Genomic DNA, 21,555 nt, shown 5'->3' on the forward strand with positions numbered 1-21,555 from the left:
CCGATTTGCCTCGAACCATTTGTTTAAAAATTATTTTTTAGATTTTTCGGGATTCATCTTTTTCTCCAACATCAAGCAATGGGCAGCACAGGCATGGAGTTTATAATTTTCATGTACGCTACCTACATTATGACCTTTTGCATCCAGTATTTCACATTTTTCTTTTTCTGTTTTTCCTACATTAAGTACATTTTCACCTTTTATGTTGTAGTATGAACCATTCTTTTTAGCCATACCTAACTTTTTCCCTTTAGAATCAACCACATTCCCGTTATCATCAATAAAATATACTGTCTGACCTTTACTGTTTTTTACGATATCCTCTTTGGTAATAAATCCTAATTTATTCCAATTGTAATCGTAAATTTCTCCCTTTTTATTGATATGAATTTTTTCAGATGGTTCGGAGTTTGATTTTGTTTGTGCGTTAGTACTTAAAGAGATTACCATTAAAAACATTGTTAGTAATGAAACTGTCTTTGTCAAAATTGATTTTTGTGTTTTCATAATAAATAGATGTTTAATTGTCGTCAGTTCCGCTGTTGCCCGGTCTTCAGTATCGTTGTTGCCCGATTTTTTTAAGTATTGATTTTCTATGTTTTTAAGTATTTATAATCAAAGAAACCTAATTAGAATTCTTTATTAAATTTACGGTATTTTCTTCGCTTACCAGCTTTAAGTATTACATCTTCATTCCTTCCATCGGATCACTTCCTTTGCGGAATTTATATTCACTGTTTATGGCGTAAGCACCTGTAATCACTACTTTTTTTGTACTATCTATTTCAGATTTGATTTCTATCATCCCATTGGTTTCGATTCCTGTTTCAACCATTAGGTTTTCAAATACTCCGGGTCTTTTTTCAACCCAGATATAGGAAGCATTTTCTTCCCTGATAACTGCATCAACCGGAATATACAATCCTTTTATATTAGATTCGGTTAATTTTGCCACAGCTTGCATTCCCGGTTTCAAGAGTAAATTTGGATTTGGAATTTCCAATCGGATTAAAAGCAGACGAGTATCGGGGTTTATTTCGGGATTGATAAATGAAACTTGTGCATTTATGGTTTTATCAGGAAAATCGGTAAATGTGATTTGGGCTTTCTGGCCTATTTTTAGATTTTTAGCATAGTTAACGTTAACCTGTGTTTCTAACCAAAGGCTATTTAAATTGGCTAATTTAATGATGGGAGAACCTTCCATTACATAACTGCCCTCGGTAGTGCTTATTTCAGATATTGTTCCACTGGCGGTACTATAAAAAATGGTATAAGGAGAAAGCTGTTTACTGGTTTTTAAGCTTTCAATTTGGGTATTGGTTAATCCAAAGAACAACAGTTTTTGTTTTGCTGCATTGAGCATATTTCGTGCATTTTTTCCAAAATCGCCCGGCATTGACAGTTGTTTATATGCTGCGTAATAATCCTGTTTGGCAATAGCAATATCTTCACTGTACAATTGATATACAGCCTGGTTTTTAATCACATAATCACCAACGGTTTTGAAATATAACTTTTCAATTCGTCCCATTGCTCTTGCAGAAATGGTTTTGATTTTTTCCTGATTAATAGTCAATACTCCTGTATAATTTTGCTCTAAGTTGTTTTTAGTTTCTGAAATAGTTTGGGTGGTAATATTTCCCAGTTGTATTTGCTGTTTGCTTAAACTTATTTCATTAGTCTCTGTGTCATCTTGTTTCATTGGTGTTAACTCCATATGGCAAATGGGGCATTTTCCCTGTTTATCTTCCTTAACTTGTGGATCCATAGAACAGGTGTAAAATGTTATTGCTGCACCCTTTTTGTGTTTGCTATGGTTTTCTTTATTTTTAGAATTACAAGCCACTATTATCATAAATAATATTGATAGTAAACTTATTGTTTTTATTGTCTTCATCATTATTCGGTTTTAATAAAGCTTTCGCTGTCAATTAAATATTGTGCGTTTTTGGCGATGGTGTCTTTTATTGAAATACCCTCCATAATTTGAACAAAATCATCCATTTCAATTCCTGTTTTTATGGAAGATGCCCTAAAACCATTTTCCATTTTTAAGAAAACTATTTTCTTGTTTCCAATGCTTACCATTGACTCTTTTTGTATCCAAATCCCTTTTACTTCGTTTGTTTTTACAACGCCCTGCAATCGCAAACCAATAGGTAATTTTAATTTATTATTATTTAAATAAACCCGAATTCTATTGGTTTTATCAACCGGGTTTAATTGTGTTTCGATAAAATTTATTTTTGCATTTATGGATTCATTTTTATCCAGTTCGGTGGTAATTTTTATAGTTTGGTTGGTTTTGATTATGCTATTATAGCCTTGAATAACATTGAATACTCCCCATATTTTATCTGTACTTAACAATTTAAAAATGATTTCCCCCTTTTTTATATAATTTCCTTCCTTGATATCCAGTACTGCGGTGTTGTTAGTTGGATTTTGCATTTCAGGACTAGTTGTGTTATCCATCGTTCCTGTTCCGTCAATAATCCCGGAAGCAGGACTATAAATTGTTATTAGAGGGTTTGCTTTTTTTGAATTAGACAGCGTATTTATTTGGTTTAGAGTCATCCCATAAAGCAAGAGTTTTTGTCTGGATGCATTAATAATCGAAGGATTTTCAGCATCATTAATGATCATATAAATGAAGTTTTGTTGCTCAGTCAGTAATTCCGGGCTGTATAAATCAAATAGTTTTTGTCCTTTATTTACTTTTTGGTATTTATAATTGACATATATGTGCTCAATTCTCCCGCTTATTCGAGCTGCGATGTTTACCGATGAATTTGGGTTGTATGCTACGATTCCAGGTAAATTTATCTCACTGCTTAAGGTGGTGTCTATTGCCGTTGTGGTTTGATAATTTCCGACGATAAAATTATCGGTCTGCTTCAAAAGATTGTTAATTGAATTATCTTCTCCATTCTGATTTTCAATTATTTTTTTTACCAAAGTCATTCCGCAAATAGGACAATTTCCTGGTTTATCTCTGATAATTTGAGGGTGCATCGAACAAGTATAAATCTCATTTTTATGTTCCATTTCAGAATGATTGTCTGATTTTACAGCAAAGAAATAAACCGTAAATCCGACAAAAAAAATGACTAAAAATAATATTCCATATTTTAAATATCTATTCATAATTTTTCAGTTTCAAGTTGTTTTTCGATTTCTACCTGTGTAGTCAAAATTGATTTTAATTTGTCTAACGCTTCTATTTGAGTCATGTTCAAGGCTTCCCAAGCATCTAAAGCCACAAATAAATCTCCAGTATTGTTTTGCCAAGCTAAAATTGCTGTATCATAGTTTCGCTTTAAAGCAGGAATAATATTATCTTGAGTAATTTGGTATTGCTTTTTTAAATTTAAAAACTCAGCATTCATTCCTTTTATCATTCCGCTGGCTTCATTGGCAATCATTTGTTTTTGCCATTCCAAACTTTCGTTTTTAATGCGATAACTTTCCATATTTGCTTTATTCATTTTGGTTGACCACGACATCGGAATAGTAATCATTCCCATTAACGAAAATTGCTGTGGCTGATTCCCAAAAGCAAACATGTGGTCGTATTTTACTCCAAATTCCGGTTTTGTTTCGGCTCTTTGAGCCTTAATTTTTAATTCGTTAATAATCTTGGTTTTATCGATCGCTTTAATATCACTACGGTTATTGATATAAGAAGATAAATCTGTTTCAAAGAGATTAAAATCCTTAATCTCGTAATTGGAATCAATTTCTAAATCTTCTTTTTTATCGCGTGCCATTAAGGTATTGAGCATGTATTTACGCTGAGAGACATCATTTTCCAACATAACAATCATGCTTTGCAATGTGGCATATTGAGATTTGGCTTTATAATATGATGGCAATTTATCCATATTATACTGATAGCGTATTTCCATGCTTTTAATCATATAATCTAAAAGTAAAAGATTGTCTTGGGCTATTTTTGTCTTTTTCTTAATGATTATCCATTCATAATAATAGGTTTTGGCTAACGCATTTAATTGATTCAGCGTGAAGTTTTTATTTTCACTTTCGACCGAGGACATTGCTTTCATCAAATTTTCATTTGCATTTAGCTTAGAAGTATTAGGTATCATTTGGGTTACTCCCAACATATAATTCCCCATACCTGGACTCATTTCATTGGCTTTCCACATTTTGCTATTGTAAGGAGTCATAAAGAAACCTGTTTCTACTTGTGGCGCCATCCAACTTCTGGCTCCTTTGGCCAGAGCATCCATACTTTGAATATCGGCATCATACATTTTTAATTGTGGATTATTTGTTTTGATTGTATTCAAAACAGCATCCAACGAAAGTGTTTGAGCGGCTATAGTAGTACTTAAAATCAAACAACTTGCAACGAAATAAAATTTAATGTTTTGCATCTATAAGATCTATTTTACCTTTTGTTCTCAATTCACGAAGTTTTGACATTTCGAAAACAACCGGTGTTACTAATAATACATAAATAGTAGAAGTGATTGTACCTCCAATAAGCGGAACCGTTATAGGAAGCATCACATCGGCACCTGTTCCTGTTGCCCAAAGGATGGGTATTAATCCAAACAGAGAAACGGAAACTGTCATCAGTTTTGGACGCAATCTCTTAGCAGAGCCATCAATGATATATTCTCTTAAAATTTCTTCTGTGATTGTTTCTTTGCTGTTTCCATATTTTTCGACCATTTTATTCATCGCTTCATTTAGATAAATAGTGATAAGCATTGCAGTCTCTACAGCCAAACCAAATAGCGCAATAAAACCAACGGCAACAGCAACAGATAAATTAATTCCATAAAAATAAACCATAAAAATTCCACCAATTAATGCGAACGGGACTGTTATCATTGTAATCAATGCCTCTTTCATAGAACGATAGGTAAAATATAGAATGAGAAAAATAATCACAACAACAATTGGTAATATCAAACTTAATGTTTTGTTTGCCCTGATTTGATTTTCCCATTGACCACTCCATTCTACATAATAGCCTTTAGGCATTTTAGTCATCATAGTATTGAGTTTTTTTTGTGCTTCTTTGACTGTACTTCCTAAATCACGGTCACGAACATTAAACAATACAGTGCCACGAAGCATTGCGTTTTCACTGTTTATCATTGGCGGACCATCACTTATTTTCACATCTGCAACCGTTTCTAATGGAATTGGGCCAAATTCCATCGTTTGTACTTGTAGCTTTTTCAAGGCCTCAATGCTGTTTCGGTATTCCTGTGCATATCTTGCGTTTACCGAAAAACGTTGTCTTCCCTCAATGGTTGTAGTAAGTTTCATTCCTCCAATAGAAGCTTCAACTACGTTATTTAAATCATCGATGCTGAGTCCGTATCTGCCTATTACTTCCCGTTTAGCTTCTATGTCTATATATTTTCCACCCGTAATTGGCTCGGCATACAAATCTTTTACTCCTGAAGTTCCTTCTAATGCTTTTTTTATTTTTTGTGACAAAACATTAATGGTATCTAAACTTGCCCCATAGATTTTTATTCCAACATCGGTTCTGACACCTGTAGAAAGCATATTTATTCGATTGATAATAGGCTGTGTAAAGCCATTTGTTACACCAGGGATTTGCAGTTTATTGTTTATTTCATTGACAATATCGGCTTTCGTTTTACCTTCTCTCCATTCGTTATGTGGTTTAAGCAAAACAATTGTCTCTATCATACTTATAGGGCTGTTATCTGTTGCGGTGTTTGCTCTTCCTGCTTTTCCTAAAACGTGAGCCACTTCGGGAATTGATTTTATCAATTTGTCCTGAACCTGCAAAATTCTTTTTACTTCTGAATTTGATACGTCCGGCAAGGTTACCGGCATAAAAAGAATGGAACCCTCATCTAACGGAGGCATAAATTCAGAACCTAAACGAGTAAACATCAATACACCAATTAATAACGCCACAATGTTGATTGCCAATACTGTTTTTCGCCATTTTAAACAAAGTGTTAAAATGGGTGTATAAATACTTTCCAATTTTTTATTTATTGGGTTCTTATTTTCAGGACGAAGTTTTCCTTTTAGTAAAAAACTAATTAGTACCGGAGCAAGTGTAATCGCTAAAAAAGCATCCACTATCAGTATAAACGATTTAGTCCATGCTAATGGTCCGAATAGCTTACCTTCCATTCCTGTGAGAAGAAATACAGGCAAAAAGGAGGCAATAACAATTATTGTAGAGTAAAAAACACCCGGACCAACTAATTTAGATGAACTTTCTATAAGTTTCAACTTATCTTCAGAAGATAACGGATCGTTTTCTTTTTTAAATATATTTTTAATTTTATTTTTCATCTTATTTCAGATTACTGATTATTACCTATTTCTTCCTGTTTCTCCGAAATTGTCCTATACGCATTCTCCACCATTACAATTCCATCATCGACAACAACACCAATTGCCAGAGCAATACCCGTTAATGACATAATGTTAGATGAAATACCAAATGCTTCCAGTAAGATAAAGCCAATAGCTACAGATATAGGTAATTGAATAAGTATAATCAAAGCACTTCGCCAATGAAAAAGAAAAAACAGCACCACTATTGAAACTGCAATCATTTCTTCAATTAATGTACCTTTAACTGATTCTATTGCTTTTTCAATCAATTCACTTCTATCATAGGATGTTTTAAAAGTAACGCCGTCAGGCAATCCTTTTTCGACTTCTTTCATTTTTTCTTTTACAGCAGTGATTACTTTATCCGCATTTTCACCATAACGCATTACTACAATTCCACCTACCACTTCTCCGTTTCCATTTTCATCAAAAATTCCCAGACGCAAATCGCCACCCATTTGGATTGAACCAATATCTTTAACTTTTACCGGAACGGAATTATAGTTTTTAATGGCAATGTCTTCAACATCTTTTATGTTTTTGATATAGCCTAATCCTCTTATGATATAGGACATATCACTCATTTCAAATTTCCGCCCTCCAACGTCATTATTATTTGCCTTGACAGCATTCATTACTTCCATCATACTCACGTTGTAGTACTGCATTTTTAACGGATCTAGTACTAATTGATATTGTTTTTCAAAACCTCCAAATGAAGCTACTTCAGAAACACCAGGAACCGTTTGCAATGCAAATTTCACGTACCAATCCTGCAAGGCTCTTTGCTCTCCCAAGTCCATACCTTTAGTATCTAAATGATACCAAAAAACGTGACCAACCCCTGTACCATCGGGGCCTAATGTTGGAACTACATTTTGTGGTAATAATCGTTGTGCATAATTTAATCTTTCTAAAACCCGGGTTCTTGCCCAATATATATCGACATCATCCTCAAAAACAATATACACGAAGCTCATTCCAAACATAGATGCTCCCCGAATGTTTTTGACTTTAGGAATTCCCTGAAGATTAGAAACCAAAGGATAGGTTACTTGGGACTCTATAACTTGTGGACTTCTTCCCATCCATTCTGTGAAAACTATAACCTGGTTTTCTGACAGATCAGGAATGGCATCAATAGGATTCTGCTGTACACTATAGATACCCCAACCAAATAAACAGGCTGAAATAAGCAGGACAACAAATCGATTTTTTAGTGAGAATGTTATTAATTTTTCTACCATAATGTTTATTATTCTGATTAAAGACTATCTGTAGTCTTCTGAATCCAATTGATTACTTCCTTTTTTTGAGTAGGTGTAAGTATTGCATTTTTATGAATTAAAGTATATGATGCCAAAGGCATTTCATCGGACTTTATTTGTTTGACAATTCTATCTAATTTATTCTGCTGTTTTCTTGAAGAATAATTTCCCCATTCATTAAAATTTAAATTTTTCTTTCCCTTTTTTATATGACTGTCCATTAACATTCGCACTGGTTGAATATAGGAATACCAAGGATAATTGGTATTGTTGCTATGACAGTCATAACAAGAGGTTCGTAAAATGGTTTTAACATTTTTAGGTACATTATATACTTTTGTAAAATTTGCAGTTAAATCCTGCTCGTAAGCTAAATTACGAGCAGGTTGATATAACTGCATCAACAAAAAAAGAATTAAACTTATGACGGCTATTCTTTTAATGCTAATTTTCATTTTACAAAGTTTTTTTTATTGAACCACAGTTAAGCATTTTAGAACCATAATAAGGGTTTTTAATGTCCTTTAGTTCACTTATCCAGATTGCACCTTTACCCTCATTTGCCATTGGGCAATAATCCTGATACAATTTTTGTTTAGCCCCGAAAAGTTTAATCAAATCGTTGATGTCTTTGCTTAACAAAACGAAATGTTCTCTTTGATGATCAATTTTTCCTGCATTATCTCCAATGTGTTCTGCGTGTTCTTTGGCACTTTCGGCTATATCCATATACTCTTTTTTGAGTTTTGCATCAATTGTATTTGTTTTTACGGCATTGAATGTGGTATACAAAGTTTTTCCTGCTTTGGCAGCTGCTTTTCCATCATCTTTGGTTAAAGCATTTTTTAAAGCCAAATAATTAGTCACAATTTGTGATGTTGAAAATTTGGTTTGTACTTTTTGGGTTTGGGCATTTACAGAAACCAACACGAGTACCATTGCTAGGGCTGAAAGAATTATATTTTTCATTTTATTATTTTAAAATTGTTTATTTGTTATTGACAACATTTTTTGTTGTTAGACTTTTACTTTTTTTCAATCATTTCCATTCCACATTTAGGGCATTCTCCTTTAATATCAGCAGTTGAGCCATCCATAGGACAAACATATCTTGTCACAATTTTACTTTTAGGCTGACTTCCTTTTAGAGGATGAGTATCTATTTTTTCGGTGATTTTTACCATTCCCGTTCCGCATTTAGAACATTTACCTCCAGTTTCTGACATTGAACCATCTGCAGGGCAAACGTATTTTGCAACCATTTTGCTTTTAGGTTGACTTCCTTTTAGAGGATTGGTCTCTATTTTTTCGGAAATTTTTACCATCTTCATTGCACATTTAGAACATTTTCCCGGTTTATCAGAAGTTGAGTTGTCCATTGGGCAAACATATCTTGTCATCATTTTACTCATAGGCTGACTTCCTTTTAAAGCGTGGGTACTAATCTTTTCAGTGATTTTTGTCAACTCCATTCCACATTTTGGACATTTTCCAGAGCTTGAACTCATTTCGTCAGGATGTGAAGGACAAGTATAAACAATTTTTTGTTCCTCATTTTTTGTAGCTTTTTGCGCTACTACGCTTGAATTAAATGCAAATAATGCACTTAGTAGGATAATTATTGTTTTCATTTTTTTACTATTTTAATTATTTGAGAATTATTTTATTGTTTTACAACAACTCAACATTTGTGAGTCATAGTAAGAGATTTTAACTGTATTTTCTTTACTTAACCAATTAGCATTTTGCATAGGCTTTCAATAAAAATAATTATTGAAAACTACTTATTATAATTGATTCATTTCCTAGCTTTTAGACATAAAAAAATCGTCATAGTCATTCCATCATTATTTATTTTAATGAGTTCATTGTATGGAACTATTTTGGAATTGAATTAATTAGTCAATGACAAAATGAATCATAGCAAGGCCATCTTTTTGAAATTGAAATTAACCGAAAAATAAATGATTTGGATATCCAATAAGAATTGTCAATTAGATACAATTATGGCTATCAGCTTTGGGATTTAGCTTATTTTTGGTATAAGCCATAAAGAATTGAAACCAGAAGAAATGGAGGTTTCGTAGTTGTAAAATTTTTGTTTTTCAGAAGCGAAATTAAAAAGATTGTTATTAAATTTCGATTCATTGATGAGAACAGTACTGCTGTTGCAAGAAGTAGCGCAACTGCATTTAGAATGCTTGCATTTTCCTCCGCAACCATCTTGGTTACTCGTTTTGGAATGATTGTCGTTTTTGCAACAATCATCTTTTTCCATTTTTGAGGATGTTTCTTTTGTAGAAGAATGTTTAGATGAATTCATTTCACAGGCAAAAGAATTACCTGGCATCAATAAGAAACCAAATAATACAATTACTATAATGTGAAACTTTTTCATTTCCAGTTCAATTTGAATCAAAATTAATCAAATTATATTAATTGTTCACTAACAAGCTGTTAAAAAAAGTACATTCATTAGGTTTTTTCTTAAAAAGTTATGATAAGATTAATCCTAAAACAAAAGATTAATGTTTCTCCAAAATTAATTTGATTTTTATCACCAAATAAAAAAGAATGTTCTAGTTATTGGAAATGTAATTAGTGAAATGAAGCAAACGGCAGCATTGATGCTAGGAATACTTGGACTAGGAGCGATTTTTGTGCATCTGAATGAGATAATGTAATAAATATTTATTATTTGAGATATCAATTCTCTTACAATTTATGAAAATTATATAAAATTATATAAAATTTGTTTTTTGATTTAAGATGGCTTAAATTTGCAAAGTCATTTCCCTAGGGAAAAGGACCTGGTCGGCCACAACACCTTAGTTGTGGCATTTTTATTTTACCCTCTTTGTATATTTGTCTTCGTAGTATTTTTGGTTCCTGTCATCATCAATATGAAAGCAAGAAACTATTACATAGTCTGGTCTTATTTTCTCCATAATAACTAAAAAAAATCCTTCTTTAAACCAAAAATAGTCCCTTATTTTTCCATCGGCTTCTAAAAACTGAAAACAAATAATATCCTCAGTATCTTTATTTTCAAGTATCGGTTTAATCCAATGAATTTTGTTGGCTCTTTTTTTATCAAAACATCTTTTGCCTTTTACTCCCCTTGTAATGATTTTTACAAAAGTGTGTGGGTATTTTTCATAACCTTTTTCTTTTGATTTTCTAACATCTATCATTACTTTGCAATCGTTTAAATAAAATTCATTATCCAGAAAATCGGCTTTAAATAATTGAAATAATTCTTCCAAATGTTCAGCTGATGGATCAATCCCTAAATTAGGTATATGATCATCCAAATTAAATAAATCCATTATAGTTTTATTCTAGGTTGGTGATCAAAAATATTGAACTTTGTTTCCCAGGGTTCTGTTCCTTCTTCGAGATTAAAACCCGATTTAGTTTCTAAATATTGAATAAAATCCATTCTGTTTTGAGTTGGATTCTCTATATTTTTCATCACTACTCTTGTTTTATAAGTAATTGCTCCAATAAAGAAATCGGCTAACTGAAAGAAATTATTATCGTGAGAATGTAAATGTTGGAATTGTTTGAAAGGGCTTTTGCCTTTGTATTCATTATTGAAAACTTCGTTTATTTTTCTTAGCTTTTCTCTACCACGTGTATTTTGAATATCAATAAAAACCCTGTATTCATCCCCATTGCTATTGTTTGGACGTAATAAATAATAGGTCATTTTATAATAGAAATTATCGTGCGAACCTTGGTTAAAATCGGCATGATTCAGACGCTCTTTGTATTTGACTAAAACGCAACGAAATTGTAATGACGACCGGAAGAAATAATCTACCAATTCCTTATATAATGCTGTTCTGGCATTTGAAAATTTATTCCATTTTAACTCTGATTTTTGATTGTGCTTTGCCAGTATTTGATTGAATTCTTTTTGCAATTCAACATAATCAGACATTGGTACTTTAATGTAACCGATACACATAACCGGAATTTTATCATTTTCTAAATGACAACTTTCGTCGATATAAAAATCATATTTATTATTCATAGATTGTGAAAATTAATAACAAATTCAACAAATTAAATACTTTCAAGAGGTTGAATTATATAAAGCGGAAATTTACAGAATAAATTATTAATGAAGATATTGTTTTCAATTAACTTATTCTTCAAATCAAGAATGTCTATTATCATTTTTTTAGCAATCAAATTATTTCTGTTTTTTGAAAAGATTTATATAATCAGCTAAATTATACAAGTCTAATAATTCAACATCATTCATCTTGCAAGTTAATTGTCCAATCTCAATAAAAGTAATGTCATTAGCAAATGATTTTTCTCCAATTAAATGTTCAATATGTATATAAACTACATCTCGAAGTTTTGGATTGTCTTTATGGATTATGTAGTTTTTGAGATATATTTTAATGCCTAAATCGGTTGGTTTTTCTATATTTTGGATTGGTTGAAAATACATCTCGCTCATTTTTAAGTTGATGCCATTGTATTCAAATGGTTTATCTGTACCGTTTTGGTATTTAATAGTGTTTTGTTCCGGTTGGAGGAAAGCAGTTATTTTCCAACGCTCTACAACTGGAGCGTGATGAACCAGCAATTCTACATCTTTGAAAAGATAAGGATTTCCATTGGCCGTAACGATTAGTTCAGCTACATCGTCTTTGTTTTTTATTATTAGATTGAGATCTTTATTGTAAAGATGTAGCACTGAAATTAATTTATAGAAATGTATTTTTAGCTCGTCTTTTGGAATTTCGTTTAGTAGTAGAAAAACGAAATTATTTTGTTTGAAGTGATTCCAGAAATTATTTATTTGATTCATCTTTTTTATTTTTCCTTTGCTTAATCTCTTACTAGATGAGAGACTTTGAGCACGTTTTCGGTTAGTTAGCGTTTATCAAGGATCGTTTTATCAAATGCAATAAGATTAATCATTTCACGTAATCGTGAACGTACTCTATTCCCATAAACATTCTCAATTTCAGAAGCCGAAAGGTTTGTGGTTATATGTGTTTGGATTTTTTTAGCGGTAAAAATATCATACCGGCTTAATAGAATTTCTGCCATTACGTTACATTCGTTTCCGTAATATTTTAGATTGTTTTCAGTTCCTAAATCGTCGAAACATATAGTTTTTGGTTCTGATTCATATAGTTTTCCCTTACTGTATTTGTGAATGATTTGGTAGCCGTCCTGGATAAATTCAAAACTAATATCCCGACACGGTTTAACAGAGAATTTATGCTCTGTTGCCGTTAAGTGTTTCATTAAATTCATTAATGAGGTTTTACCACAGCCGACGGGACCGGAAAGTAAAATTCCTTTGTTGAGGTTGATGTTGTATTGAAAACAAGTTGCTTCATCTTTTAGAAAATAAGCAATAAGTTTATAAATTATGGGATAATCACTTTCAAGGATTTTGAAATGATTTCCGTATAATTCAACTCCTTTTTTCTCTAACCAAACGATTATTTCAGTGTAGCTATAATGGCTCTGAATAGTCTTTGTCTGTTCCTGTGTTGAGGTGTTTTGCTCTGTTGGATTGTGGTTCATTTGAAATGAATTTAGGTGCGTTTAATATCCAATTTTGTGCTGCTGCTTGCCAATTGACCATCGGGGTTTTTCCACCAACTAACCAACCATTGCTGGAGAAGTAATTGAAAAACTTAATTGCTTCGAGTTCCGGGAAATTCTGATTGAGAAAATAAGCTTTGACATTTTCAATTGTAGGCTTCTCGTCCTTCGCCTCTCGACTTCGCTCGAGATGACGCGCTCTGGATGACACGCTCGAAGTGACAAGAAACTCTTTTTCTTTTTTAGCGGAACTTTTTTCTTTTTCTTCAACGGTCTCGTTTTTTAAAAAACGTTCATCATTTTCATTTTTTTTTGCTTGCTCGTCCAAGTTTACAATCTTTAAATCGTTTGAAATGTTTGGTATGTTTGTATTGTTTATATAAGATACCAGAGCTTGTTCATTACTAGTCTTATCACTTGTACCGCTACCAGTATAAAGCTTGTTTAATACTTGTTCATTGACCAGTTCAAAAACGGGTTCATTTTTTGGTGTTGTTGTTTTTTCATTTTTAGGAACCGGTTTTAAATCATCTGAAAAATTAAATAGGTAAACATGACTTCCTTTAAACGGATTGTATGATGGTTCGTAGTTGATATAACCTAAAGAATGTAAGTTTTTAAGACATTTGTGATAGGTAGCTTTGGAGCTGATTTTACTTATCCGCATAACCTCATCACGTGATATACTTATTGGATTTTTAAACCGATTGCAATTCCAGAACTGGAATAAGGACATATACAAACTAACGTGTGTTGGATTGAGAGCTTTGTCAGTTGCCACTTTCTCGAAGAAACCAGTGAGATGCTTTATGTAGTTCATAGTTTTTATTTTGTACGTTTCACTTGCAAAGTATTAGCACACGGATGACGCTGATTAAACCTATTAACACAGATTTTAAATTAGTTGACAGCACTGATTGTCTTTCTCTTACTATCAAATGCACGAGAAAACAATGATTGTTTAATTTATCTCACTAACCATTTTGGATTGAACAGAGTAACAGTTGCATCTACTTTATTTTCTTCTAACACCTTTAATAAATCGCTGTAAGCATAATAAATAATCCCGCCAACTTTGGTATAGGATAATGTTCCATTAATACGGAGATTTTGTAAAGTACCAGGAGAAATATTTAATAGTTTGCGAACCTCATTAGATTTGAGCCATTGTTTGGGTTGTTCAGGTTTTGACTGAAGAATTTCTTTTAAATCGTTTAACAATAAATTTCTAAACTCGTTTAAGTCTTCTCGGGTAATAACTTCAATTGCCATAATGTTGTGATTTTAATTATTATTGACAAAGAGAAATAATTAAGTTGAACCAAAACAGTTGTGGGGGTTGTACAACCCCCAGCAAATAGCAGTAAAAACAAAGCAATTAGACAAAAAAAGTTTTTTAAAACAAGCCAGATTAATTGTATTTATCTTGTTTTATGATTAGATTTGCTTTGTAAATAAATACAGAGGATTTGTCCTCTTACAACATATTAGCGAAAGTTATTTCGAGCCACAGAAAACCGCCAAAAATTCTAAACAAGCTCTACAAATAAACTGTCGCCTACGCAATGCGTGGGCTCGGTTTATCGGAGCTGTGGGTGCTTGGCGGTACCTCTGTGGCTGGTGATCGATGTCCCACGCAGTTTGTTTATAGCAACTCCAGTTGGGACGTGATTTTAAATTTTATACTTTAAAATTATGAATGCAACACAGGAGATTATATCGCCAGAACTTCAAGAATTTATGAACGCGAAAAAAATCCCAAGTGTGGCCGCTTTATTAGTTTTTGATAATGAGCACTTACTTGGGATGGAAGGTTTTGGATGGAGACTTCTTAAAGAAGTACTACAACTTCGTAAAATTCAATAATTCGATTATTTTTTCTCTTACGGCATTCTTTGTAGTGGTTTCGACATTATAAAATTTTGAATTCAAACTATCAGCCGAAATTGAATTGGTCATTTTGGTCTTAAAATGATTCGAAATGAATTTGAAAACTGCTCTTTGTGTTGGTGGTTGGATGATTCCCGATTGAATTAATAACCCAAAGAAATAACTGAGTTGAGGTACTGATAATCCGGTTAGTATTTTATCGTTTACTTCCTGATTTTCTGGTTTGGCTAGTTGATAGGACTCTAGTATTCTCTTTTGATTTAAATAATGAATTTCTTCTTCAATCCAAGCTACAATTTGTTCTTTGGTTGAGGGAAGATTTTGTACTAATTTGCTTTGAATTTGTAGCTGTTTTTGATTAGTGGATTTGAGGTATTTGTATAGTAATTTTATTTGTTCGATTTCTGATGATTGTATCTCTAATTCTTTGATAATTGTATCTGTATAATAATCGAAGAAATCAAAAGAATTGAAATTTAAAAGGAGTAAATGTGTGATTAAAAAGGTTAAATTTTCTTTGTTTTTGACTAAGTGTAAAAGTTTAGTTATGAATTCTATAGCATAATTTAACTCATCATAGGTAACCGTATGATATAGTTGTGTTTCTATGATTTTAGAAAGACTATCAATTATGAGCTTCACTACTTTTGTGTCGTGTTGTGACTGATTGTAATAGGAACATATCTGCTTATATTGCTGCTCTATTTTCTTTCTGGTATCCAAAATGATTTTGTTCGATGCTTTCTCTTTTTTGTCAAGATATGGATAGTGGTCTGTTTCTAAGTAATAGATTAATTTTTCGAGATATTGATAAGTAAGTTTAAGTCCTTTTATTTCACAGCAATTATTGCAATGTTCATATAATTCATCAAATGTATTGGGATTAATCTCAGTAAGTAATTTGTCCAATAAACGTTGTATGTTAGAATGCTTTTTTTGTATGAACGTTTGGATTTCTTCCTTTGATGATAAGGAAGCAACGACTTCTTTAATTCTTTTTTTGATTGTTTCTAATTCTTTTTTTAACACCGAGTTACAATAGTATAAAAAAAGATCTTGGTCGGAATGGCTTTCTAGTTTGCAATTAACTAAACAATATAATTTTGCACTTTTTTTATCCAAAAAACAGTTATATGTGTTTTTATTAATTTGTAGTTGTTTCTCAATATTAGGAATCCATTTTAGTATTTCTTCAGGAAGTTTTGTTCGAGATTTCTTTAGAATGGGGGCAAGAGGATCTAAGTTGTTTATTCCTTTCGAAATACGAATTGGTTGTTTTGTGCTTGAATTTGAAAATTCTACTTCATAAATTATATGACTTTGTGGTATTTCAGTATATAAAAGTGTTATCATATATTCAGAGGTGATATTTTCTGAATTTTGTATTTCACTTATTAGAATGTCAAATTTTTCAAGTAGGTATTTGTTGTTCATGTATTGTAAAACTATTGAATGTAATTTTTTTATGCTATTTATTGACTATACAATTGAATAGTTTAAAAAAGGTATTCTTTCCAGTTTAGAAATTATGTATTTGAACTGGATTTTGAAGTCCTGATATAACAATCAATTGTAATTATGATTATTTTACATTTTGGACAACTGTGGTTTTACAATACGAGAAATATCAGTAGTGTTAATTACTGATATTTCGCTATAAAAATGACAAACCCGTGGTATTTAGTTGGACATTTCTGTATTTTTAAAATTTCTTTAATGAAAGGCTAATTGTGAGTGTTTTTGCTTTATGTGTTGTATTAGGTTGCTCATACTTTTTATGCTTTTAAAATTTTTAAGTAATGAATCCATGGCCCCACTTCATTTTTATATTGTTTTGCCATAACACGTGATATTTGTGCAAGATGATCCAGGTCGTGTACAACCCAAGTAGAAAGTAATTGAGATAAATTAACTATTCCAAGCTCCGGATGGATTGCTTCTTTTAATAATTGTTCTTCTGAAAAATTTAAATCCCTTAGTTTTTCAATACTTATGGAACGTACTTTAATAAATTCATTTAATAAATCTGTAAGTGTTTTATTTTTACTCTTTTTAATTTGACTAACTCCATCATAAGGTTCAAATTGTACTACAATGGATTTTGTAAGTATTATTTCAGTTCGAGGTATCCAGTTGTCTTTTTCGCAGTGTATAAGATGTTCAATAATATTAAATACTGACCAACTTTGACCTCCTTCATTATTTAATATCCAATCTTCAGAAACATTGTTTAAAAGAGAATATAGTGAAGCTGGAGTCCTTTCTAGTATTTCGATTGATTTGTTAAGGTTGAAATTCATGATTTGATTTTTTATAAAATCTCCAATAAAAAGCGTGGTTTGGATTCTATTTTGAAACTATTTGTTTTACCATGGTTGAGAAGATGGAATTTCATTGGATTTCCAGTCTGTCAAAATTTTAATTGCTTTTCTATCTTCTTTTTTGAACATTGGAATTTTTCTTTTTTCAGGTTGAAGTTTTATTTCGTCAAAAATAAAATTATCATTAAAGCCTATTTTAGAAGCCATTTCATTTGAGTTTGCAAAATATATTACGTTTAATTTAGCCCAGTAAATAGCTCCAAGACACATTGGGCAAGGTTCCAATGTAGTATAGATGGCACAATCTGTTAATGCTAAGTCACCTAGGTTTTTACAAGCATTTTCAATTGCTACCATTTCTCCATGAGCGGTAGGATTATTTCTTGAAAAAATTTCATTATGTCCTTCACCGATTATTTTGTTATCTTTTACAATTACACAACCTATTGGAAGGCCCTTACCTGTTTTATAAGCTATTTGAGAAAGTTCAATTGCTCTTTGCATGAATATTTCATTGTATTCGTTTTTCATTGTTTTTATTATGAGTTATTACTATTTGAAATAAATAGATTGTAAATTTCATTAGCGTTAATTGATTTGTCTGCATAATCAAATTCTCCATATTGATTAATGTGCTTTACAGTTTCAATGAAAGTTGTCATGGCATTTCTGTATAGTGATGCTCCTAGACTAATTCTTTTTACTCCAATATTTGACAAATCATCAAAGTTTAGATTACTTTCTTTTATTCCCATTAATACATTTAACGGTCTGTCTATTTCATGGAGGATTGATTGAATGTCTTCTAGAGTTTTAATCCCAGGTGCAAAGAGTACATCGGCACCAGCATCTTGGTAGGCTTGTAGCCGTTTTATGGTGTCTTTTATGTCTGGGTTACCAATAAAATAATTATCCGCACGAGCGGTAAGAATAAAAGGAAAATCTAATTTTCGAGATGCTTCTACTGCAGCACTAACTCTTTCAGTCGCGAATTCTAATGGATAGGCAAGTTTAGAATTGACATCTTCTATTGAGGCTCCCACGATTCCAGTTTTGGCAGCTTTCTTAATCGTTTCGAATATTTTTTCTGGAGTATCATAAAAGCCATTGCCTAAATCAGCACTAACAGGTAAATCTGTTGCAGATGCAATTTCTTCTAAATGAACCAGAACGTTATCAATTGGTAATTTGTTATCAGCTACTCCTTGCGAAAATGAATATGCAGCACTTGAAGTTGCCAATGCTTTAAAACCAAAATATGATAAAATTTTAGTTGAAGCAATATCCCAAGGGTTTGGTATTATAAAAGTAGATTTGTCATCGTGCAGTTTTTTAAATAGTACTGCTTTTTCGTATTGGCTTTTCATAGTTAATTAGTTAAAAAAAATATGGTTTAAATATGATTAAACGAAATCATTTTCTTTTTCTCCAGAAATTAAATTTTTAATACAATTCATAGGTGTATTTTTTAATCATCTTCTCGTGATGTTGTGCATGATAAATTGTAAAGAACAAAACTTCTCTAACTGTAATTTCACCCAGAGCAGGATGCGGACAATTGTACAGATCCAAATCGGTTTCCTCCCAATTTTGCATGTTTAAAATCAAAGTAGAGAGTATTGATTTTCCTTGTTTGATTAACTCAGAAATATTCAAACTTGAATCAGGAAGAAATGGAGCAGTTGATTTTACTCCATTTTTCAAAGCCATTTCATAAACTTTAATTAATGATTTGAAGGTTATTGAATTTCTATTTGATAATCCAAAATTGAGTTTTATAGTGTCTTTTGGCATTTCCAAAAAGCTGTTTAACCGGAATAAAACTTTATTAAGATGATCAGTATTTTGTTCTACAGACCATTTATCATCAGCTGTAATGGTGACATTAGATAATTTATTAGCTGTTTCCCAAAATGATAAATGCACAGTATTTAAATGGTTAATAATCTCCTCTTTATTCATCTTTAGGTTTATTTTTAAGGAACTCTTCGGTAAAGTGTTCGTTGTGTTTGGGTTTAGAAAATTTTTCTGCATTATAATTAGTTGAATTGCCTTTTGGAATAGAAAGGGAAGTCCATTTTTCGTTACAAATCATTTTACCAATAAATACTATTTGTCCAACGTGATAAGGATAATGTGCCAGTTGTCTATTGATAGCTTCTGTAACCGAATGTCCTTGGTTACGTATGTAAATTGTTTTTGATAAATCTTTTTCTTTCAAAGCATTTAATGCTTTGAAAAGGCAATCCCAACCCTCATTCCATTTTTGAATAAGTTCTTCTTTAGTTTTAATATCATTCTCAAATTCAGCATCACGCTGTCTCCATTCTTTCTCTCCATCAGAATTCAAGAAATCTGTCCAACGGGATAGCATATTTCCGCTCAAGTGTTTTATAATAATGGCAATATTGTTACTTTCGTCATTAAATTTCCAAAACAATTTCTCATCTGGAATTTGTGCAAAGGTTTTATCACCTAAGATTTTATAGTACTCAAATTGCTTTTTGGCACTTTCTAAATAATTAATATCCATATTGTTATTTTTTTAGGTTGATGCTATTTATTATAAGATTCCAGATTCCAATTCATCTAAATAGATAAATTCAGGTGATTCTACTCCTGCTTCTTTTCTAATTTCGATTAGTTTGGGAGATTCAAAGAATTGTTTTGCTTTTTCAAGCGAAGACCAAATCGAGAAATGTACAATCTTGTTTTGTTCATTTTCGTATTTAAGTACCTGATAGGATATTTCACCAGCTTCTTTTCGAATTTGACTAGCGCTATCAAATATTTTTTTCCAAGTGATGTAATTTTCAACTTCGTGGATTATTAAGACGTATTTCATTTTTCAAGTATTAAAAGTTGGTTATTTTAAAATTGAAATAACAACAAAATATATGATAAGTACTACTCTTGTGTAAATGTCAATTTGTGATAATTTGTATTTGTTTGTTTTATTATATCAAATTTAGAATATAAGATTTGATTAGAAATGTGTATTTATGATAATATAAAGGTGTTTTGCGACAATGTTTTTTATTAACTTTACAATTGCAAGAACAATATATTTTATAAACAATTTAAAGTTAATTGTATGAAAAAGATTGCTGTATTAGTACCTGAAACTACACTGATAAATGTCATTACTGATGTTGAGCATTTTTTTGAAGTAATCAATCAAATTTTAATAAATAGAAGAATGGAACCGGTTTTTACTATTCAACTAGTAGGCTTGAACAAAGTCGTTGAGCTGAATAATGGAAAGTACAGTGTAACAGTTGACACATTATTAGAAGAAGATAAATCTTTTGATATTGTTTTTGTTACTCCATTGAGTGGCGACATGAATGAAGCTTTACAGCTCAATAAAGCATTCATTCCATGGATAATCAAACAGTACGAAAATGGAGCTGAATTGGTTTCATTATGTTTAGGCTCATTTTTTCTTGCTTCTACAGGATTGTTAAATAATAAAAAATGTTCATCACATTGGTTTTTAGCGGATAAATTTCGTTTTTTATACCCACAAGTTGAATTAGTTGATAATGCAATTATAACTGAAGATCAAGGTATTTACTCGAGTGGTGGAGCCAGTTCCTATTGGAACTTATTATTACACATAGCTGAAAAGCATACTAATCGTTCGATATCAATTTTAGCCTCTAAATTTTTTGCTATAGATATTGACAGAGAAAGTCAGTCTGCATTTTCGATATTTAGAGGACAAAAAAATCATAATGATGAAATTATTAAACTAGCTCAAGAATACATTGAAAATAATATTGAAGATCGAATTAACGTTGAGGTTTTAGCGGATAGGTCACTTTTAGGTAGAAGAACTTTTGAAAGACGATTTAGAAAAGCGACTAACAATTCAGTTCTAGAATATATTCATAGAGTTAAAATCGAAGCTGCCAAGCGCAGTTTTGAGAACAGTAATAAAAATATAAATGATGTTATGCTTGAAATTGGTTATACTGATAGTAAGGCTTTTAGAACTATGTTTAAAAAAATCACAGGATTAACTCCTATAGAGTATAGAAACAAATACAATAAAATTGTTTTATCTTAAATGGTTTATTGTACTTGTTTCTTTTTTTGTATTTCAATATTATTGAATT

At 31.4% G+C, this 21,555-nt stretch carries 25 protein-coding genes; 2 read left to right on the top strand and 23 right to left on the bottom strand.

Features of this window, described 5'->3' with window-relative positions:
• Positions 1-30: 30 nt before the first annotated feature.
• The 16 genes from EOD40_RS11455 to EOD40_RS11535 form a co-directional block, all read right to left on the bottom strand.
• Positions 31-507: a DUF3659 domain-containing protein gene (locus EOD40_RS11455; protein WP_128195639.1), complete on the bottom strand. Its 477-nt coding sequence runs from the start codon at positions 505-507 to the stop codon at positions 31-33.
• Between the two features lie 175 nt (positions 508-682).
• Positions 683-1,903: an efflux RND transporter periplasmic adaptor subunit gene (locus tag EOD40_RS11460; protein ID WP_231129618.1), complete on the bottom strand. Its 1,221-nt coding sequence runs from the start codon at positions 1,901-1,903 to the stop codon at positions 683-685.
• On the bottom strand, positions 1,903-3,150 hold the full coding sequence (locus tag EOD40_RS11465) for an efflux RND transporter periplasmic adaptor subunit (RefSeq protein ID WP_128195641.1): 1,248 nt from the start codon (positions 3,148-3,150) through the stop codon (positions 1,903-1,905). The genes EOD40_RS11460 and EOD40_RS11465 overlap by 1 nt, the downstream gene beginning before the upstream one ends.
• Positions 3,147-4,403 carry a TolC family protein gene (locus EOD40_RS11470; RefSeq protein ID WP_128195643.1) on the bottom strand — a complete coding sequence of 419 codons (1,257 nt, stop codon included), beginning with the start codon at positions 4,401-4,403 and terminating at the stop codon, positions 3,147-3,149. The genes EOD40_RS11465 and EOD40_RS11470 overlap by 4 nt, the downstream gene beginning before the upstream one ends.
• Complete coding sequence (locus EOD40_RS11475) at positions 4,390-6,327, bottom strand: efflux RND transporter permease subunit (protein WP_128195645.1); 1,938 nt, start codon at positions 6,325-6,327, stop codon at positions 4,390-4,392. Before EOD40_RS11475 ends, EOD40_RS11470 begins: the two co-directional genes overlap by 14 nt.
• An 11-nt stretch (positions 6,328-6,338) precedes the next feature.
• Positions 6,339-7,619, bottom strand: coding sequence for an efflux RND transporter permease subunit (locus tag EOD40_RS11480; protein WP_128195647.1), 1,281 nt, complete (start codon positions 7,617-7,619; stop codon positions 6,339-6,341).
• 17 nt (positions 7,620-7,636) lie between these two features.
• Positions 7,637-8,095: a heme-binding domain-containing protein gene (locus tag EOD40_RS11485; protein ID WP_128195649.1), complete on the bottom strand. Its 459-nt coding sequence runs from the start codon at positions 8,093-8,095 to the stop codon at positions 7,637-7,639.
• Between the two features lies 1 nt (position 8,096).
• Positions 8,097-8,609: a DUF3347 domain-containing protein gene (locus tag EOD40_RS11490; protein ID WP_128195651.1), complete on the bottom strand. Its 513-nt coding sequence runs from the start codon at positions 8,607-8,609 to the stop codon at positions 8,097-8,099.
• A gap of 56 nt (positions 8,610-8,665) precedes the next feature.
• Entirely contained in the window at positions 8,666-9,271 is a 606-nt protein-coding gene (locus EOD40_RS11495) for a heavy metal-binding domain-containing protein (protein WP_128195653.1), read from the bottom strand.
• Positions 9,272-9,666: 395 nt separating this feature from the next.
• The gene (locus EOD40_RS11505; protein ID WP_128195655.1) at positions 9,667-10,038 is read right to left on the bottom strand and encodes a hypothetical protein; all 372 of its coding nucleotides are present in this window, start codon (positions 10,036-10,038) and stop codon (positions 9,667-9,669) included.
• A 445-nt stretch (positions 10,039-10,483) separates the two neighbouring features.
• Entirely contained in the window at positions 10,484-10,969 is a 486-nt protein-coding gene (locus tag EOD40_RS11510; protein ID WP_128195657.1) for a hypothetical protein, read from the bottom strand.
• A complete protein-coding gene (locus tag EOD40_RS11515; protein ID WP_128195660.1) occupies positions 10,969-11,679 on the bottom strand; it encodes a DUF3800 domain-containing protein in 711 nt (236 codons plus the stop codon). The genes EOD40_RS11510 and EOD40_RS11515 overlap by 1 nt, the downstream gene beginning before the upstream one ends.
• A gap of 162 nt (positions 11,680-11,841) precedes the next feature.
• Positions 11,842-12,471, bottom strand: coding sequence for a hypothetical protein (locus tag EOD40_RS11520; protein ID WP_128195663.1), 630 nt, complete (start codon positions 12,469-12,471; stop codon positions 11,842-11,844).
• Positions 12,472-12,536: 65 nt separating this feature from the next.
• On the bottom strand, positions 12,537-13,202 hold the full coding sequence (locus tag EOD40_RS11525) for a P-loop NTPase family protein (protein WP_128195665.1): 666 nt from the start codon (positions 13,200-13,202) through the stop codon (positions 12,537-12,539).
• Positions 13,132-14,043 (bottom strand): transcriptional regulator, encoded by a 912-nt coding sequence (locus EOD40_RS11530; RefSeq protein ID WP_128195667.1) that lies wholly within the window; start codon positions 14,041-14,043, stop codon positions 13,132-13,134. The genes EOD40_RS11525 and EOD40_RS11530 overlap by 71 nt, the downstream gene beginning before the upstream one ends.
• Positions 14,044-14,189: 146 nt before the next feature.
• The gene (locus EOD40_RS11535) at positions 14,190-14,495 is read right to left on the bottom strand and encodes a helix-turn-helix domain-containing protein (protein ID WP_128195669.1); all 306 of its coding nucleotides are present in this window, start codon (positions 14,493-14,495) and stop codon (positions 14,190-14,192) included.
• 423 nt (positions 14,496-14,918) lie between these two features.
• Here EOD40_RS11535 and EOD40_RS17960 point away from each other — a divergent pair, with 423 nt between their 5' ends.
• A complete protein-coding gene (locus EOD40_RS17960; protein ID WP_164905475.1) occupies positions 14,919-15,089 on the top strand; it encodes a hypothetical protein in 171 nt (56 codons plus the stop codon).
• Here EOD40_RS17960 and EOD40_RS11540 read toward each other — a convergent pair.
• The 7 genes from EOD40_RS11540 to EOD40_RS11570 all read right to left on the bottom strand — a co-directional run bounded on the left by EOD40_RS11540 (position 15,066) and on the right by EOD40_RS11570 (position 20,279).
• Complete coding sequence (locus EOD40_RS11540; protein ID WP_164905476.1) at positions 15,066-16,142, bottom strand: hypothetical protein; 1,077 nt, start codon at positions 16,140-16,142, stop codon at positions 15,066-15,068. The two genes, EOD40_RS17960 and EOD40_RS11540, sit on opposite strands and share 24 nt — an antisense overlap.
• Positions 16,143-16,888: 746 nt before the next feature.
• On the bottom strand, positions 16,889-17,413 hold the full coding sequence (locus EOD40_RS11545) for a DinB family protein (protein WP_128195673.1): 525 nt from the start codon (positions 17,411-17,413) through the stop codon (positions 16,889-16,891).
• A 66-nt stretch (positions 17,414-17,479) separates the two neighbouring features.
• A complete protein-coding gene (locus tag EOD40_RS11550) occupies positions 17,480-17,965 on the bottom strand; it encodes a nucleoside deaminase (protein WP_128195675.1) in 486 nt (161 codons plus the stop codon).
• Between the two features lie 8 nt (positions 17,966-17,973).
• On the bottom strand, positions 17,974-18,801 hold the full coding sequence (locus EOD40_RS11555; protein ID WP_128195677.1) for an isocitrate lyase/PEP mutase family protein: 828 nt from the start codon (positions 18,799-18,801) through the stop codon (positions 17,974-17,976).
• Between the two features lie 76 nt (positions 18,802-18,877).
• Positions 18,878-19,396 carry a DinB family protein gene (locus tag EOD40_RS11560; protein ID WP_128195679.1) on the bottom strand — a complete coding sequence of 173 codons (519 nt, stop codon included), beginning with the start codon at positions 19,394-19,396 and terminating at the stop codon, positions 18,878-18,880.
• Positions 19,389-19,967, bottom strand: coding sequence for a DUF1572 domain-containing protein (locus EOD40_RS11565; RefSeq protein WP_128195680.1), 579 nt, complete (start codon positions 19,965-19,967; stop codon positions 19,389-19,391). The genes EOD40_RS11560 and EOD40_RS11565 overlap by 8 nt, the downstream gene beginning before the upstream one ends.
• A 30-nt stretch (positions 19,968-19,997) precedes the next feature.
• Entirely contained in the window at positions 19,998-20,279 is a 282-nt protein-coding gene (locus EOD40_RS11570; RefSeq protein WP_128195682.1) for an antibiotic biosynthesis monooxygenase, read from the bottom strand.
• Positions 20,280-20,528: 249 nt separating this feature from the next.
• Between EOD40_RS11570 and EOD40_RS11575 the strand changes: the two genes are divergently transcribed.
• On the top strand, positions 20,529-21,506 hold the full coding sequence (locus EOD40_RS11575; RefSeq protein WP_128195684.1) for a GlxA family transcriptional regulator: 978 nt from the start codon (positions 20,529-20,531) through the stop codon (positions 21,504-21,506).
• Positions 21,507-21,555 lie beyond the last annotated feature (49 nt).

Origin of the sequence: Flavobacterium sufflavum (genome assembly GCF_004016525.1) — a bacterium.
Taxonomy (GTDB): Bacteria; Bacteroidota; Bacteroidia; order Flavobacteriales; family Flavobacteriaceae; genus Flavobacterium; species Flavobacterium sufflavum.